Origin of the sequence: Mesorhizobium sp. B2-4-2 (genome assembly GCF_006442845.1) — a bacterium.
Lineage (GTDB): Bacteria > Pseudomonadota > Alphaproteobacteria > Rhizobiales > Rhizobiaceae > Mesorhizobium.
Genome location: NZ_VFVM01000012.1, coordinates 37,804 through 52,748, shown reverse-complemented (window position 1 = coordinate 52,748; position 14,945 = coordinate 37,804). Strand labels below are relative to the sequence as shown.

12 protein-coding genes and 1 pseudogene are annotated in these 14,945 nt (G+C 61.2%); 12 read left to right on the top strand and 1 reads right to left on the bottom strand.

Annotation, left to right across the window (positions count from 1 at the left end):
- Positions 1–73 precede the first annotated feature (73 nt).
- The 4 genes and pseudogenes from FJ942_RS23535 (at position 74) to FJ942_RS23520 (ending at position 2,861) form a co-directional block, all read left to right on the top strand.
- Entirely contained in the window at positions 74–1,249 is a 1,176-nt protein-coding gene (locus FJ942_RS23535) for an alkene reductase (RefSeq protein WP_140498282.1), read from the top strand.
- A gap of 155 nt (positions 1,250–1,404) precedes the next feature.
- A pseudogene (locus FJ942_RS23530) lies at positions 1,405–1,521 on the top strand (SDR family NAD(P)-dependent oxidoreductase); the annotation flags it as partial.
- A 194-nt stretch (positions 1,522–1,715) separates the two neighbouring features.
- Positions 1,716–1,928, top strand: coding sequence for a hypothetical protein (locus tag FJ942_RS23525; RefSeq protein WP_181168590.1), 213 nt, complete (start codon positions 1,716–1,718; stop codon positions 1,926–1,928).
- Positions 1,929–2,462: 534 nt separating this feature from the next.
- Positions 2,463–2,861, top strand: a complete 399-nt coding sequence (locus FJ942_RS23520; protein WP_140498284.1) for a hypothetical protein — start codon at positions 2,463–2,465, stop codon at positions 2,859–2,861.
- A 155-nt stretch (positions 2,862–3,016) separates the two neighbouring features.
- On the opposite strand, the gene tssH is transcribed toward FJ942_RS23520, so the two are convergent.
- Positions 3,017–5,776 (bottom strand): type VI secretion system ATPase TssH, encoded by a 2,760-nt coding sequence (tssH, locus tag FJ942_RS23515; RefSeq protein WP_140739789.1) that lies wholly within the window; start codon positions 5,774–5,776, stop codon positions 3,017–3,019.
- Between the two features lie 321 nt (positions 5,777–6,097).
- On the opposite strand from tssH, the gene tssA reads away from it, so the two are divergent.
- The 8 genes from tssA to tagH are packed head-to-tail and all read left to right on the top strand — an operon-like array spanning position 6,098 to position 14,943.
- Positions 6,098–7,270: a type VI secretion system protein TssA gene (gene tssA, locus FJ942_RS23510; RefSeq protein ID WP_140899081.1), complete on the top strand. Its 1,173-nt coding sequence runs from the start codon at positions 6,098–6,100 to the stop codon at positions 7,268–7,270.
- A gap of 5 nt (positions 7,271–7,275) precedes the next feature.
- On the top strand, positions 7,276–7,815 hold the full coding sequence (tssB, locus tag FJ942_RS23505) for a type VI secretion system contractile sheath small subunit (RefSeq protein ID WP_140515109.1): 540 nt from the start codon (positions 7,276–7,278) through the stop codon (positions 7,813–7,815).
- 3 nt (positions 7,816–7,818) lie between these two features.
- Positions 7,819–9,324 (top strand): type VI secretion system contractile sheath large subunit, encoded by a 1,506-nt coding sequence (gene tssC / locus FJ942_RS23500; protein ID WP_140498288.1) that lies wholly within the window; start codon positions 7,819–7,821, stop codon positions 9,322–9,324.
- 45 nt (positions 9,325–9,369) lie between these two features.
- Positions 9,370–9,825, top strand: a complete 456-nt coding sequence (locus FJ942_RS23495) for an Hcp family type VI secretion system effector (RefSeq protein WP_115143971.1) — start codon at positions 9,370–9,372, stop codon at positions 9,823–9,825.
- Complete coding sequence (gene tssE / locus FJ942_RS23490) at positions 9,812–10,567, top strand: type VI secretion system baseplate subunit TssE (protein ID WP_140899139.1); 756 nt, start codon at positions 9,812–9,814, stop codon at positions 10,565–10,567. Before FJ942_RS23495 ends, tssE begins: the two co-directional genes overlap by 14 nt.
- A gap of 1 nt (position 10,568) precedes the next feature.
- Positions 10,569–12,443, top strand: a complete 1,875-nt coding sequence (gene tssF / locus FJ942_RS23485; RefSeq protein ID WP_140498289.1) for a type VI secretion system baseplate subunit TssF — start codon at positions 10,569–10,571, stop codon at positions 12,441–12,443.
- Positions 12,407–13,474, top strand: coding sequence for a type VI secretion system baseplate subunit TssG (gene tssG, locus FJ942_RS23480; RefSeq protein ID WP_140498290.1), 1,068 nt, complete (start codon positions 12,407–12,409; stop codon positions 13,472–13,474). Before tssF ends, tssG begins: the two co-directional genes overlap by 37 nt.
- Positions 13,471–14,943, top strand: coding sequence for a type VI secretion system-associated FHA domain protein TagH (gene tagH / locus FJ942_RS23475; protein WP_140899079.1), 1,473 nt, complete (start codon positions 13,471–13,473; stop codon positions 14,941–14,943). Before tssG ends, tagH begins: the two co-directional genes overlap by 4 nt.
- The last annotated feature ends 2 nt before the right edge of the window (positions 14,944–14,945 follow it).

Genomic DNA, 14,945 nt, shown 5'->3' with positions numbered 1-14,945 from the left:
AGGCCGGCACTAATCTGCTGAGGAGTATCCCTTTATATCGTCTGGAGCTTTAATTCTCCACAGGAGCCGCCCCATGCCCTCTCTATTCGATTCCTTCGATCTAGGTCCCGTCCACCTCACGAGCCGCATCGTCATGCCGCCGATGACGCGCACCCGCACCTCCGAGGGTGCTCTTCCGACAGATGGCGACCTCCCGAACGAACTGACCGTCAAATATTACGGTCAGCGAGCTAGCGCCGGCCTGATCATCTCCGAAGTCAACGACGTGGATCAGTCCAGCCACGGCTACGCGCGGATTCCCGGGATTCACTCCGAAGCCCAGAAGCAGGCCTGGCGCCCGGTGACCGAAGAGGTTCATCGTCAGGGCGGCACCATCTTCATGCAGCTGTGGCATGTCGGCCGACTGGCGCATTCCTCGCTTCTGCCGAACGGCCAGGCGCCAGTGGGCGTGACCGCGGAACAGGCCGTCGGCTCAGAGGTGTTCGCCCATGGCCCGGACGGCCGGTTGCGCTTCATGGCGGCAGAGACGCCGAGGCCGCTCAGCACCGAGGAAGTGACGGCCATGGTGGGAACCTTCGCCAAAGCCGCCGCCAATGCGCGGGAGGTCGGGTTTGATGGCATCGAGATCCATGCCGCCAACGGCTATCTGATCGAGCAGTTCATGAACTCGGTGCTCAACACCCGTACCGACCGCTACGGCGGCGGCAGCATGGAAGATCGTGCGCGCTTCCTGATGGAAGTCGTCGACGCGGTCGTGGCGGAATTCGGCGCGGGACGCGTGGGGGTTCGCCTCTCACCGTTCGGCAAATATGGTTCAATGCCCGCTGATCCGCTCGTCGAGGAGACGTTCCTGTACATCGTCGAGCAGCTCGGGCGCCGTGGCGTGGCCTATGTCCATCTGCTCTACGAACTGCTGCCCGACGGCAACATGGAATCGGCCACATTCGAGGCGCGCCATCTCGACCACGACATGCTCGCCAAGGCGCGAGCGTCGTTCCCCGGCGCGTTCATCTGGTGCGGCGGCTTCAATGACGTCGAGCGCGCCCAGGCAGCGCTCGATACCGGGCTGGTGGACCTGATTGCCTTCGGCAGGCCGTATATCGCGAACCCGGATCTCGTCGAGCGTCTTCGGAGCGGCTGGCCATTGGCCGTAGCGGACCGGTCCGTCTATTACACCCGCAATGGCGAGGTGGGGTACACGGACTTCCCCACCTATTCGAAGAATGGCGCCGCAAGCAGGGCCGCCTGACACGACGATAGGCCGAGCAGGAGTCCGGCGCAGCGCCACGCACTCCTGCCGGTCGAGACGACCTCCATAGGTTCCGGCGGAGTCGCCCTGTGCCCGCGCAGATCCTGGATCTGGGTGCGCCTGACCGCCCTTCTTTCACTACAGGCAGAAACATCATGACAAAGCGAACATTTCTCGTCACCGGCGCCAGCAAGGGCATCGGCCGCGCGCTCTCGGCGCGGCTCGCCGCCGCCGGTCATCACGTTGTCGGCATCGCTCGTGGCGATGATCCAGCGGACGAGCTTGGCGTGAAGGCCATCGCGAAATGGAGGAGCAGCCCGCCTCGAGGCCATTGGCAGGAGGCGGGCGTGAGGATCAAATATTCGCTTGTGCTAATATAAAAATGACGTAACGTAATGTCCGGCATCTTGAGGATGCGCAACCGTGGGGGAGTACGATGAGAGTTGCTATATTTTGCGCGGCTATCATGATCGCTGCGACTGGTGGCACCATTGCCAAGGAAAAGAAAGTGGTGGTCGGTGATGCTGCGGCCCTGTGCTCTACGAAGCATTCGACCAAGAAGCAGGTGAGAGATCTGGACTGCGGTTTGACTGGCACGGCCAAAATGCCGGATGGAGCAACCCCGGAAAAGCCGCGCCTCGGATACGACACCGATCCGTGGATGGTCATTGGCTTTTAAAGCTGGCTGCAGATAGCCGCCAACTTGCGGCGTGGCCGATGGTCGCCAGGTACTTGGAATGACACTCGTATCAAATTCCAGCACGACCAAACGAATTACCGCAATCCACCAGCAATCCCCAATTGCCGTGAGCCCATCGGGCGCTTGGCGAATTGGGACGTGGTTTCGGCACGACTACCTGCCGACGAAGTAGCTATCTGCGTGCCGATTGTCGCTGATTATCTATGGAACTTTTTACTTTTGTTTTCAGTATGTTGCGTCGCAGATTGACGTATTTTCGGCGGCGTTTGAGTGGGGTCAGTAATGATCGGGTGGTGGGCCGAACTCGACAATCCTGCCACGATGCATGACAGAGAACCGCTCGCCAAAATGGGCGACGACGGCAACATGGCATGGTGCACCGGCTGCATACGATCTGAGGCGTCACGTTTGCACTCACAAAAAGCTCCATCTCGGCCCTGCGATATTCATGGATGAGGCGTACGTGTGATGGTTGTGGTAAGGGAATGACGCTTTCTTTTCATGGAGATTGCGATGAGGGAGAGAACGATTGAAAGCGGCCTCAGCCCGCAAATGCAGGAGGCCATTCCGATAATTCGACGCGTTTTCAGACAACATGCGCCGAGGCGGCTTGAGCTTGAGCTTACTGCTGGAAAAGAGTGGTATAATCATTCCCGCTGGTCCCTGCATCATTCCGGCAATGCGGTTGATATTAGGACGAAAAAGCTGGCGGATCGCGGGACCGGTATGTTGTCAATCCTTTTAGGATACTTTTTGCAGCAGGAGCTTAACTCTGAACTTGGCAAGGCCAAGTATTTAGTCCTGGTGAACGATCAAGGGCCTATGTTTCCGCATATTCACGTTCAGTATAATCCAGGGGCCAGAATGAGCACACCCGGGGACTATGACGGCAAGCGACGGCGAGCGGTCTAGCAGCCCAAAGGAACTCCTTTGCGTGCTTGGTTGCCTTTTGCACGCAAGCGCGGACAAAAGCCTCGCCGCGCTCTTTGCGCCATGCCGTGGAAGACATCCTTCAATCCACCGCGCGGATGCAAAGCCGTTTGATGCGCCGGTACCATCCGCCCAAATTACTCGAAGAAATAAGTAAAGCCCCCGTCGGAGGTTCCAACGGTCACCTTCGTCATCTTTTCACCGTCAAGCGACCGGTTGAGCACGCCGCGGCTTAATTCCGGCAGAAGCGTGTTGGTTAGGATGGCATCGATCATCCGCCCGCCGGATTCGATTTCCGTGCAGCGTGCCCTGACCAGATCGATGACGCCGTCGCCGATCACCAGTTCCGCGCCACTGGTTGCACGCAGCCGGCGAGCGATCCTGGCGAACTGATGACGGGTGATCGCCTCGATCATCGAATCCGACAGCGGGTAGTAAGGAATGGTTACCACCCGTCCAAGAAACGCCGCCGGAAAAACCTTCAGCAACGGCCGGCGCAAGGCCGTATCCAGATCTTCGAGGCCGGTCCGAACCGTGCCGTTCCTCGTCCGGTCCATGATGACTTCGGAGCCGACGTTCGAGGTGAGCAGGATCAATGTGTTCTTGAAATCGATGCGCCGCCCTTCGCTGTCGTCCATCATGCCCTTGTCGAAAACCTGGAAGAAGATTTCGTGGACGTCCGGATGCGCCTTCTCGACCTCGTCGAGCAGGATCACCGAATAGGGTTTGCGCCGAACCGCCTCTGTCAGGATGCCACCCTTGCCGTAGCCGACATAGCCGGGGGGCGCTCCCTTTAAAGTCGAGACAGTATGCGCCTCCTGAAACTCCGACATGTTGATCGAGATCAGGTTCTGTTCGCCACCATAAAGCGTCTCCGCCAAGGCCAGCGCGGTTTCGGTCTTGCCGACGCCGGAGGGGCCACAAAGCAGGAACACCCCCACCGGCTTTTCCGGCGCGCCGAGCCCGGCGCGGCTGGTCTGCACACGCTTGGCGATCATCTCCATGGCATGCTCTTGGCCAACCACGCGCTCGCACAGAGTGGCCGCGAGCCGGAGGGCTTTTTCGGTCTGGCTCGACAGCATGCGCCCCGTGGGGATGCCGGTCCAGTCCTGGACCACCGCGGCCACGGCATTTCGATCAACCGAGGGCAGGATCAGCGGCGCCTCGCCTTGCGCCTCGGCCAGTTCAGCCATGCGTTCGCGCAACCGGGTAAGATCGGCGACCGGATCAGGTGGAAGTCCATCGGCAACAGCCGTTTTCACTTTGGGATCGGATGCCTTGTCCTTGGGCGTTTGGATCTCAGGCAACTCAGACTCAGAGGCGTTGGCATCCGCTGGCGTTTCCATCGCATCGAGCGGCATACCGTCGCCGCGCAGTCGGGCACGCAATTCGAGTATCTCGGCAACTAAAACTCTTTCGCGGTCCCAACGTTGTTGCGCGGCAGCCAGCGCGACCCCTGTTTCGGCAAGTCCGGTGTCGACCCGTGCCTGCCGTTCGGTCACCTCGATCCCGATCGCCGCCTCGCGATCGATGATGCCGTGCTCGACCTCCAGCGCCTGGCGCCGCCGTATGATATCCTCGAGCTCGGCCGGCGTGGCATGCTGCGAGATTGCGACCCGGGCGCAAGCGGTGTCGAGAAGGCTTACCGCCTTGTCGGGTAGTTGCCGCGCCGGGATATAGCGGTGTGACAGGCCCACTGCCGCCTCGATCGCCTCATCCAGTATCTGCACCCGGTGGTGCTGCTCGAGAACTCCGGCCACCCCGCGCAACATGAGAACGGCCACAGCTTCGGAAGGCTCGTCGATCTTTACCACCTGAAACCGACGGGTCAGCGCCGGGTCTTTTTCTATGTGCTGCTTGTATTCAGCCCAGGTCGTTGCCGCGACGGTACGCAGTTCACCGCGTGCCAGCGCCGGCTTCAGGAGATTGGCCGCGTCGCCGGTTCCAGCAGGGCCGCCTGCGCCGATCAAGGTGTGAGCTTCATCGATAAAAAGGATAACCGGTGTTTCGGACGACTGCACCTCGTCGATTACAGCCTTAAGCCGTTTTTCGAACTCGCCCTTTACGCTTGCCCCGGCCTGCATCAAACCGACATCGAGCATGCGCACGCTGACGCCCTGTAGCATCGGCGGTACATCGCCCTGGGCAATACGCAAGGCGAAGCCCTCGACGACCGCGGTCTTGCCTACCCCGGCTTCGCCCGTCAGGATCGGGTTGTTCTGCCGCCGCCGCATCAGCACATCAACGATCTGCCTGATCTCGGGGTCGCGGCCGACGACGGGATCGATCTTGCCGTCGCGGGCGCGCTGGGTCAGGTCGGTGGCGTATTTCGCCAGCGCCGAATCCCCACCCGGAGCCCGCCGTGGCATCTCCGTTGCGGAGACCGTGGTCGAGGTGCCAGCTTCGAGTGAGCCCTCCATGACATCGGCGAACCGCGCGATCACCGCGTCGGCGTCGATCTCGTCGAATGCGCCGCTGATCTTCGACAGCAGGCCTTCTAGGACCGGGGTCTTCAGGCAAGCGAGCAGAATATGCGCGCTGCGGACTTCCTCGACGCTGAACTCAAGCGTCGCCAAGTTCCAGGCCTCCTGGATGGCATGAAAGATGTGGTCGGAAAATTCCTCGATCGATGTGGCGCCGTATGGCAGCTTGTCCACGGCGCGGGTCATATCGGCCGTGAGCCGGCTGGCATCCACTCCCGCATCGGCGATGATCATTTGCACGTCCGAGCGATCGGAAAGCACCAGTTGCTCGATGAAGTGGACGAGTTCGACGTAAGGGTTGCCGCGCAGCTTGGCGGTGTCCGCGGCTGCCTTGAAGGCGCGCACGCCGACAGGATTGAGCTTGCCGACCAGTTCCTTACGCTTGAAGCTCTGTGACGACCGGCGCTGTTCCATCGAACCTGCTCCTGCAATCTGCCAGTCGACAACCTGCCACATAAGCCGTCGCTTGACAAAGCGCCCGATGGACGGCGTCGCCAAGGCCGTTCGCGGGGCCGTCAGCCTTTGGAAGCCCGAACCACTGGCGGCAGAAGAATTCGCGCATCCGTGTGGTGTATTTTGCCGACCGGGTTCGGCAGTCTCGCCAAGCCATCCCATAGCGAACACGCGGTGGTCAGCTTTCGTTAGCTTTTAAGCAGCGGCTTTAATTGGCGTACGGCACATCAGTGTGGTAACCTTGGGTCAGGTGCCGTTGAGGGCCGGTCGCTGGGGGTCTGTGTGATTGATGTCGCACTTTGGCTTACTCCGCTCGACGGTGAAAATCCGTCAGGGGAGGATTTGCGCAACGACCCGGCCTTTCATGAGCTGGAGCGACTGACGGAACAGCAGAAGAAAGTCGAGTTCCAAGGCAGCAAAAACACTGAAGTCGACGTTCCGATAGACTGGCCTACCGTGCTTACCAGGGCTGAAGAGCTGCGGTCTCACGGCCGGGACCTGCGCCTTCTCGTCATTGTTACGCGTGGACTGGCCAACGAGCATCGGTTGGCCGGCCTGGCTGCCGGCCTGACCCTCATCGCGCAAACTGTCGATCAGCATTGGACGACCATGCATCCGGCCCTGCGGCCCGGCGCCACGCCGCGCGAAGCAGCCTTGCGCCGCATCAATGCGCTTACCGACCTTCAGAACAGCCAGGACGGTCTACTCAAAGATTTGCGGAAAATGACATTCTTTGCGCCGCGCGCCATTGGGCCGATCCTGGGCGCGGATCTGGAGAAGGGTTCGCTTGACGAGCGGGTCATGCTGCAGGAGGCTGCTTCGGGACTGAATGCGGCCGAGAAGGCGAAGCTGGCAAGCGAGCACAGCCAACTGGTGAACCGGGTGCGCAGCGCATGCGCGGCGCTGATTGATCAGGCCGGGCCAGAAATGACGTTGCTCATAGCCGACGCCCGCGCCGCGATCGCCGCTCTCGAGAGCGTCGAAGCCGCCTTTAACTCCCGCCTCGAAGGCGCTGGCGCCACGCTTCCCGAGTTAAAGCGGTTTCTGCAGCGTCTGCTGACGACCCTCGAACGAAACGCGACCGGTGCCACTGCCGCGAACGGCCTCGCAAAGCCGGTCGCGACGCCAGCAGAACCGGCAGCACGTGTTCGCAACGGCGATGGAGCCGATACGATGGCAAGCGTGGCAAGCTACGCAGAATCCGGCGACAGCGGCCTGCCCGACCGGATCTCCTCGCGCGACGACGTCGTCAAATGCCTCGATCTCGTCGTCGCCTTCTATGACAGCACCGAACCGTCCAGCCCGATCCCGCACCTGGCACGGCGCGTGCGCCGAATGGTGCATATGGATTTCGTTGAACTGATGGAAGATCTCGCCCCGTCGGGACTGAAGGAATTTCGGCTTCTTGCCGGCGTTCCCGATATCAAGAAGACGGCACAGAAAGATGAAAGGTAAGACACATGCCAGCCGAAAGCAAAGCCAAGGTCATCGAACGAAATCGCGCGCCACGGGTGCAGATCGCCTATGACGTGGAAACCTACGGCAGCCCGACGACGATCGAACTGCCGTTTGTCATGGGCGTGATGGCCGACCTTTCCGGTGCTTCGCAAACCAAGGAAGCGTCAAAGTCGGTTCTCGACCGCTCCTTTGTCGAGACCGACGCGAACCGCTTCCCCAAGTTCATGGAGGCGCTCGGACCCCGCGTCAAAGCGCGGGTGAAGAACACGCTGCCGCAGGCCGAAGGCCAAGAGCGCGACGAGGAACTGGCACTCGATCTCACCTTCACCAAAATGGGCGATTTTGCCCCCGACAAGATCGCCGAGCAGGTTCCGCAACTGGCCGAGATCCTCAAGATGCGTCGTCAACTCGAGGAATTGCTGGGCTTCATGGATGGCCGCGTAGACGCCGAAAAACGTATCGCGCAGTTGCTGAACAACGAGCCACTTCTTGGCAAGATCGCCAGCCAGGCGCTGACTGACGACGACAAGACGGGAGAATAAACCATGGCCGAACAGCAAAAGACCGCCACCCTCGCCGCCGAGGCCGAAGCCATAGACCTTGGAGAATTCAGTGGACTCCTCGAGAAGGATTTCAAGGTCAAGAAAGACGACAGCGAGAAGCTGCAGCAACTCGTGCGCAATCTCGCGCTCGCAGCGCAGTCCCGTTCCGACACCACAACCATCTCGTCCAATGCCATCAAGTCGATCAAGTCGCTGATCGCCGGTATCGACAAGATGCTGACGGCTCAGGTCAACGAGATCCTGCACGCGCCGGAAGTGCGCGAAATGGAAGGCACATGGCGCGGCCTGTGGTACCTCGTCAACAACACCGAGACCGACCAGAAGCTTAAAATCCGGGTGATGAACATCTCCAAGGAGCAGCTGGCCGACACGCTCGAAGACTACGAAGGCCAGATGTGGGATCAGAGTCCGATCTTCAAGAAGGTCTACACAGACGAATATTCGATGCTTGGCGGTGAGCCGATCGGCTGCGTGATCGGCGCCTACGAATTTTCCAACCACCCGCGCGATGTCGGTCTGCTACGCAACATCTCCGGCATCTGCGCTTCTGCGCACACGCCTTTTATCGCGGCCGCCTCGCCTCGACTGTTTCGTATGGATAGCTGGCAGGAATTGCCGAACCCTCAGGATTTGCAGCAGATCGTTTCCAACCCGGCCTATGCCTCCTGGCAGTCGCTGCGCGAAAGCGAGGATGCTCGCTACATCGGGCTGACCATGCCCCGCGTCCTGGCCCGGCTGCCATATGGCACGGACACCGTTCCGGTGAAGGGCTTCACCTTCGAGGAAGAGGTGCAGGGCGATCACAACAAGTATGTCTGGATGAACGCCGCCTTCCCGATGGGCGTCAACATCAACCGCAGCCACAAGCTGTTTGGCTGGGGTACCCAGATCCGCGGCGTCGAGAACGGCGGAACGGTGCTTAATTTGCCGGTGCACAGCTTCCCGACCGATGATGGGTCGATAGCGATGAAATGCCCCACGGAAGTCGCCATTGATGACCGGCGTGAGGCGGAACTCGCCAAGCTTGGCCTGATGCCGATCCTGCACCGGAAGAACACGGATCTTGCGGCTTTCATCGGTGCCCATTCGTTACAGGACGACGAAACGCGCGCCGGCCGACTGGTGGACCCCGATGCGCAGTCTAATGAGCGGCTGAGCGCCAACTTGCCCTACTTGTTCCCGGTTTCGCGCTTTGCGCACTATCTCAAAGCCATAGCGCGAGACAAGGTCGGGTCGTTTAAGGAACGCTCCGACATGCAGATCTGGTTGACCGAGTGGATCAACCGCTACGTGCTGGCCAACCCGGCCTTTGCCGACGACAAGGCGCGCGCCAAGCGCCCGCTCGCCGCCGCCGAGGTCCAAGTGGACAGCGTGGAGGGGCGGCCGGGCTACTACAACGCCCGCTTCTATCTGCGCCCGCATTACCAGTTGGAGGGCATCAATGCCTCGCTTCGACTGGTGTCGGAACTGCCGTCCGTTAAGACTTGATTGCAGCAACAACAATCTTTTTTTTGACAATGGTGGAGAGAGACAATGCCAGTAAAGATTGATGGTTTTCTGAAGGTTCCCGATATCAAGGGCCCCAGCACCCGCGACGGTCACGATGATGAGATCGAAATCCATGGCGTCGACTACAAGATGGTCGCACCCTATGACCCGAATTCGCTCTCACGTCGGGGGCGCGTGTCCATGGGCATGATCAAGTTCATCAAACACTACGACAAATCTTCGCCTTATCTCAAGAAAGCCTTGTTCGAGAACAAGGCCCTCGATGAAGTGGTGTTCTCGGCACGTCGGACGATCGATGGCGAGACTAAGGATTATCTGGTCGTCACCCTCACCGACGCCTCGATCATGGAATACGACATGTCGCAGGCCGAGGATGAGGAAGACCTGATCCAGGAAGAGGTCAGCTTCGCCTACAAGAAGATCAAGTTCGTCTATGACGGCAATGATGAAGCCGAAATGGATGTCTATGTCGGCAAGTGAGGGTCGGCGACCCGACGCTGGCAAGCAGCACAGTACCGGCAGCTTGCGGGCAAAAAGCGAGGCCGTCCAGCCGTCGCTTTGGGATCGCCTCGTCAATGACCTGCCTGGTCTGACCTCGGAGATAGACGGGCTGCGCCATGTCTTGCTCGACGAGCTTGGCGCCGACCGTGTCGACGCCCTCGTTGGCGCCAGCGCGCGGGCTATCGACGCTGATGCCGAACTCACAGCCGAGCAAAAACGGCGTCTGCATCGATTGGCCTTTCAGACCCAGCATCGGGTCGAGATCGAAAGTCGCGGCGTTGTGGTGTCAGCCCGCGTGCTCAGAGAAGCAGTGCGGCGTGACGTCGAGGCGCTCTTCAACACCGAGCGCTTCGAGGCCACGCCGCTCCTGTCCGATCTGGAAAATGAACAGGTATCGGACAACCCACCATCGCTCGCAGATTTCCCGGAGGTGCGCCGGAGCGTGGTCAATTACGGCGTCCCCTCCTTCTCGGGCAGGTCTTCGCGCGACTTTGATCGCGATGTGCTGGCGCGTGAGATCCGTGCGGTGCTCGCCACCTTCGAGCCCCGCCTCAAGGAAAGCGCAACAAAGGTCACAGTGACGCTTGGCGACAAGACCGCCGGCCTCAAGATCGAGATTGACGGTGTGCTGATCATAACCCCGGCACCGGAACGCATGCGCCTGCGCACTACGATCAATCTCGATAACGGCGCGGCGCGGACCGAAATCAGGGACGCCTGAGATGGATCGGGTCTTCGTCGAATATTACGAGGAGGAGTTGACCCACATCCGCGGCCTTGCGGCCGAATTTGCCGATATGCATCCAGCGGTCGCGCGCAACCTTTCCCTCGACACGGTCCCCTGTCCGGACCCCTATGTTGAGCGGCTGCTGGATGGCGTGGCTTTCCTCGCGGCGCGCACCCGGCTAAAGGTCGACGCCGAGCGTTCGCGATTTTCGCGCAGTGTGCTCGACGTTCTTTATCCCGATCTGGTCACCCCGGCGCCGGCAACGGCGATGGTGGTGCTCAAACCAGGCCAGCAGGTCCAGACCATGCTCGACGGCCACGTCGTCAGGCGCAACACCCGGCTGGTTTCCAGCCTGCGGCCCGGCCTTTCGACGCGCTGCACTTTCTCGACCGCGCAAGAGACGACCCTGTGGCCGATAGCAATCACTTCGGTCAGCTATTTTCAGGACCGCAGCGCGTTGGCGGCGGCCGGGATGGCCACGGTCGGCGGTGTGCGCGGCGAGGCGGCGCTCCGCATCACGCTGGCCCCGACCGGTAAAGGCAAGCTCCACGAATTGACGCTCGACCGGCTCGATATTTATTTTGCCGGGCGAACCAAGGCGCCGCTGCTATTCGACGCGATCTTCGGCACTTGCTCAAGCGTTGGCGCACGCGCTGAGGGCAAGAGCAACCCGTTGTCGCCCTTGCCAGCGCCCGAAATGGTTGGCATCAGCGACGACGAAGCCTTGATGCCGCGTACCCGCCCGACATTCGAAGGATATCGCCTCCTGCGAGAATACTTCATAATGCCCGAGCGCTTCCACTATGTGCGGGTTTCGGGGCTACAGCCTGTCGTGCGTCGATGCGACGGAGGGCTTGAGATCGTCTTCCAATTCAGGCGTCCGGTGCCAGAGTTGGCCGATCTGACATCGGCCGACTTCGAACTTTTCGCAACGCCGATCATCAATCTTTTCGAACGTGAGTGCAACGTCGTCGAGATCGATGCGCGTAAGACACGCCAGGTTTTGCATGCAGACCGCACGAGGGCGCGCGACTTTGAAATCTATCGGATCATTCGTGTTGAGGACGCCGACACCGAAGGCAACGACGCCGAAATTCCGGAACTGTTCAGCCTGGGGCAGAACAGCGGCAGTGGGTGGGTCTACTCAACCGAGCGGCGCCCTCGGCGCGCGACCGAAGACGAACGGCGCGACGGTCTAACGCGCACGTCATACACCGGCGACGACGTTTTCCTGGCCGTATCGCGACCGCTCGCAAGCCCGGCGTACCGACCTCTGAAGCGTCTCGACGTCGTAGCACTGTGCACCAATCGTGACCTGCCGATCCTCGATGACAATCCCACATTGACGCTTGAGGCCGGCGACCCGGTCGAAATCGTCAGGCTCCTTGGAGCCCTGCGTCCACCGCAGCCGGCGATCCCCGCAGCACTGCCCACAGGGGCCGAGGGTGAATCGCGCGCCGACGATCTCGCCTGGCGGTTGGTGGCACAGCTCATGCTCAACTTCCTCAGCCTTGCCAAGGAGGGCCGCGGCGTCGACCCGTTGCATGCGCTTCTCGATATCTATGCCGACCGAGGCGATCCCAGCCTGGCTCGCAATGTACATTCGATCGCCCGCATCGACTCGCGGCCCGTCGTGGAGCGGCTTCAGATCGAGGGGCCGATGTGCTTCGGACGCGGCACCGAGGTGACGTTGCATGTCGATGAATCCATCCTGGCTGGCCAAAGCACTTTGCTGCTTTCGGCTTTGCTGGCGCGGCTGTTCGCCCGATATGCCGGAATAAACGGTTTCGTGCGGACCCGCACGCGGCTGCTGCAGAAGCAGGAGGATGTGCCATGGCCGATGACGCCCGGCAATCGCTCCCTGATCTAGACAAGCCCAGCCCAAACCCCGCTGAAGGTCTGTCCGAAGGGTTCGACTTTTTCGAATTGCTGCGCCGTCTCGAACAGCAAAATGCCGTGTTCGGCCATTCCGGCCGTCCCGACCGTGAGCCGGCAAGGCTTGGCCAGCATGTGCGCCTCGCCTTCTCGGCCAGGGACCTAGTCCATTTCCGCGAAGCCGACAACGGCAAGCCGGCCCGGGTCACGATTGCAAATCTGGGTCTCTTGGGCCCCGAGGGTCCAATGCCGCTGCATCTGACGCGCTGGGTGCTCGACCGGCTGTCGCAGCGGTGGTTCGCCGGGGCCAACGCACAGCTGACCAGCGACACTACTTTCGTCGATTTCGTCAACATTCTGCAGCACCGCATGATCGCCCTTTACTATCGGGCGTGGGCGGATGCGAATCCGGCCGTTCAGGTTGAACGCGCGGTCGGTGGCCGGGTTCGCGCCATGCTTGCGGCCATGGCCGGTATCGGACTTCCCGGCACCCGAAACATCGATCTCGACGTGGTGAAGCTTCGCCAGGCGGCTTCGCTCGCCAGCCAGGTCGAGGGCCCGGAACGACTGACACTGTTCCTGGCGGAAGCCTTCAAGGTGCCGGTAAAGATCAAGGAATTCGTCGCCGCCTGGACAATCATACCAGCAGGCCTCCAGACCCGCCTCGCAAAATCCTTTGCTGTGCTCGGTCGGGGGGCGACGATCGGCCCACGCGTTTTCACCCGCCAAAGCAGGATCGAACTGCGGGTCGGCCCTTTGAAGTATGATGATTTCAAGACATTCCTGCCGGGCAGCCAGCGGCTCAAACTGTTCCAGCACGCGGTTCGCGACATGGTCGGAGAATCTCTCGATGTCGATCTGCGTATCGTGCTTGCGCGTGAAGCAGTGCCGCCGCCCCGTATTGGAGCGGTGCAGCTCGGCCGAACCGCCTGGCTTGCGCGACCCGCTGAAAGGGGAGATGCTGATGATATGCGGCTGCGCACAATCGTCGGATGGCGGCCGGAAATGGCGGGGGGCGCGGCATGAGTCTGCTGCTAACGCTAGAGCAAGGGCCACGCACCCAGGCGGTGCGGCAAACTCGCCTGGACGAAGGTGAGCTGGTGATCGGCCGCAGCGCCGATGCAGGCTGGCAGATCGATGATCCCGACATGTTCGTTTCACGTGCTCACTGCAAAATCTCTGGCGGGCGAGATGGATATTTCGTCACCGACACATCGAGCAGCGGTTTGTTCATAAACGATTCCGATAGCCCGCTTGGTCCAGGCAGGTCCGCACGCCTTCAAAGCGGCATGCGGCTCAGGCTGGGCGATTACGTCGTCTGTGTCGACCTGCAGATCGCGGCCGCTCAAGCGCCCGCAGTCATCCAGCCGGTACCAGAACGTCTGCCAGCGGCATCGCGGGCGCCGGTAAGCATCGGCCGCGATGACTTCTTTTCCGCCAAGGTCGAAGAAGCGCCGCAACGGCCTCGACCTGCTGATCTGCCGAACCCGTTCGAGCAGCCGATCCCAGGGGCGTTCGAGCGCGCGTCTTCCGGCCAGCGCAACTCGCCTGCTTTCGACGACCCGTTCAGCCTCGATCCGGTTTCAACGCCGGTGTCAAAAAGCGCCGCCGCTTATGTCGAGCAGGGCGGGGTGGCCAGCCGGGCGGATCCATTCAGCTTCGACCGGCCCCCCTCTCCCAGCCACGGAGGCGAATCCGCAGCGGGAAAGCTGTCCGACTTCAACGACGATTTTGGTTTCGGACCGGTCTCCTCGCCCAGTTCGACGAATAACTCGGCCTCGACCGGACAGCGCGAGCGCATTGCCCAACGGCCACCATCCGCCAATCCCTGGGATATTCCCGCGCAACCGGCCGATGTCCTGCCTCCAGCGCGCATGGGTGCTGCTTCCAAACCTGCCCGCCCGCCGGCAAGCGCGCAGCCCGCCGAGATGGCGCTCCGCGCCGCCTTCTTGCGCGGCATGGGCGTCGAGGAAGCCGATTTCCCCGGGCGCGACAGCATCGTGGAAATGGAGAAGTTCGGCCGCGAATACCGGCTGATGATGGAAGGGCTGATGCAGCTTCTGCGCAAGCGGGCCGAGGAGAAAGGAAATGCTCGCGTCGCCCAGACAATGGTCGGTGCCTCCGAAGTCAATCCGCTCAAATTTCTGCCGTCGGTCGACGACGCCATCGTGACGCTGATCGCCGAGCGCAGCCCCGGATTTCTCGCCGGGGAGGCGGCCATCGCCGATGCAGTTCGCGATCTCGCGCAACATCACGTGCGCGCTTGGCGAGGCATACAGGCCGCTTTGCGACGGATGATCGATCGTTTCGATCCCGCAGCGATCGAGGACGAGCTGAAATCGAATTCGGCGATCGGCACCCTGCTTTCGGGCGGGCGCGGCGCCAAGCTGTGGGAGCTCTATCAAAAACGCCATCGCGAAATCGCCGAAAGCGCGGAAAAAAGCTTCCTTGGCGAAATCGGCACTGATTTTCGAGATGCATATGAGGAGGAGTAAGC

Coding starts and splice junctions, on each gene's coding strand:
- FJ942_RS23535 (WP_140498282.1), top strand. CDS start 74: ATGCCCTCTCTATTCGATTCCTTCGATCTAGGTCCCGTCCACCTCACG.
- FJ942_RS23525 (WP_181168590.1), top strand. CDS start 1,716: ATGATCGCTGCGACTGGTGGCACCATTGCCAAGGAAAAGAAAGTGGTG.
- FJ942_RS23520 (WP_140498284.1), top strand. CDS start 2,463: ATGAGGGAGAGAACGATTGAAAGCGGCCTCAGCCCGCAAATGCAGGAG.
- tssH (WP_140739789.1), bottom strand. CDS start 5,776: ATGGAACAGCGCCGGTCGTCACAGAGCTTCAAGCGTAAGGAACTGGTC.
- tssB (WP_140515109.1), top strand. CDS start 7,276: ATGCCAGCCGAAAGCAAAGCCAAGGTCATCGAACGAAATCGCGCGCCA.
- tssC (WP_140498288.1), top strand. CDS start 7,819: ATGGCCGAACAGCAAAAGACCGCCACCCTCGCCGCCGAGGCCGAAGCC.
- FJ942_RS23495 (WP_115143971.1), top strand. CDS start 9,370: ATGCCAGTAAAGATTGATGGTTTTCTGAAGGTTCCCGATATCAAGGGC.
- tssE (WP_140899139.1), top strand. CDS start 9,812: ATGTCGGCAAGTGAGGGTCGGCGACCCGACGCTGGCAAGCAGCACAGT.
- tssF (WP_140498289.1), top strand. CDS start 10,569: ATGGATCGGGTCTTCGTCGAATATTACGAGGAGGAGTTGACCCACATC.
- tssG (WP_140498290.1), top strand. CDS start 12,407: ATGGCCGATGACGCCCGGCAATCGCTCCCTGATCTAGACAAGCCCAGC.
- tagH (WP_140899079.1), top strand. CDS start 13,471: ATGAGTCTGCTGCTAACGCTAGAGCAAGGGCCACGCACCCAGGCGGTG.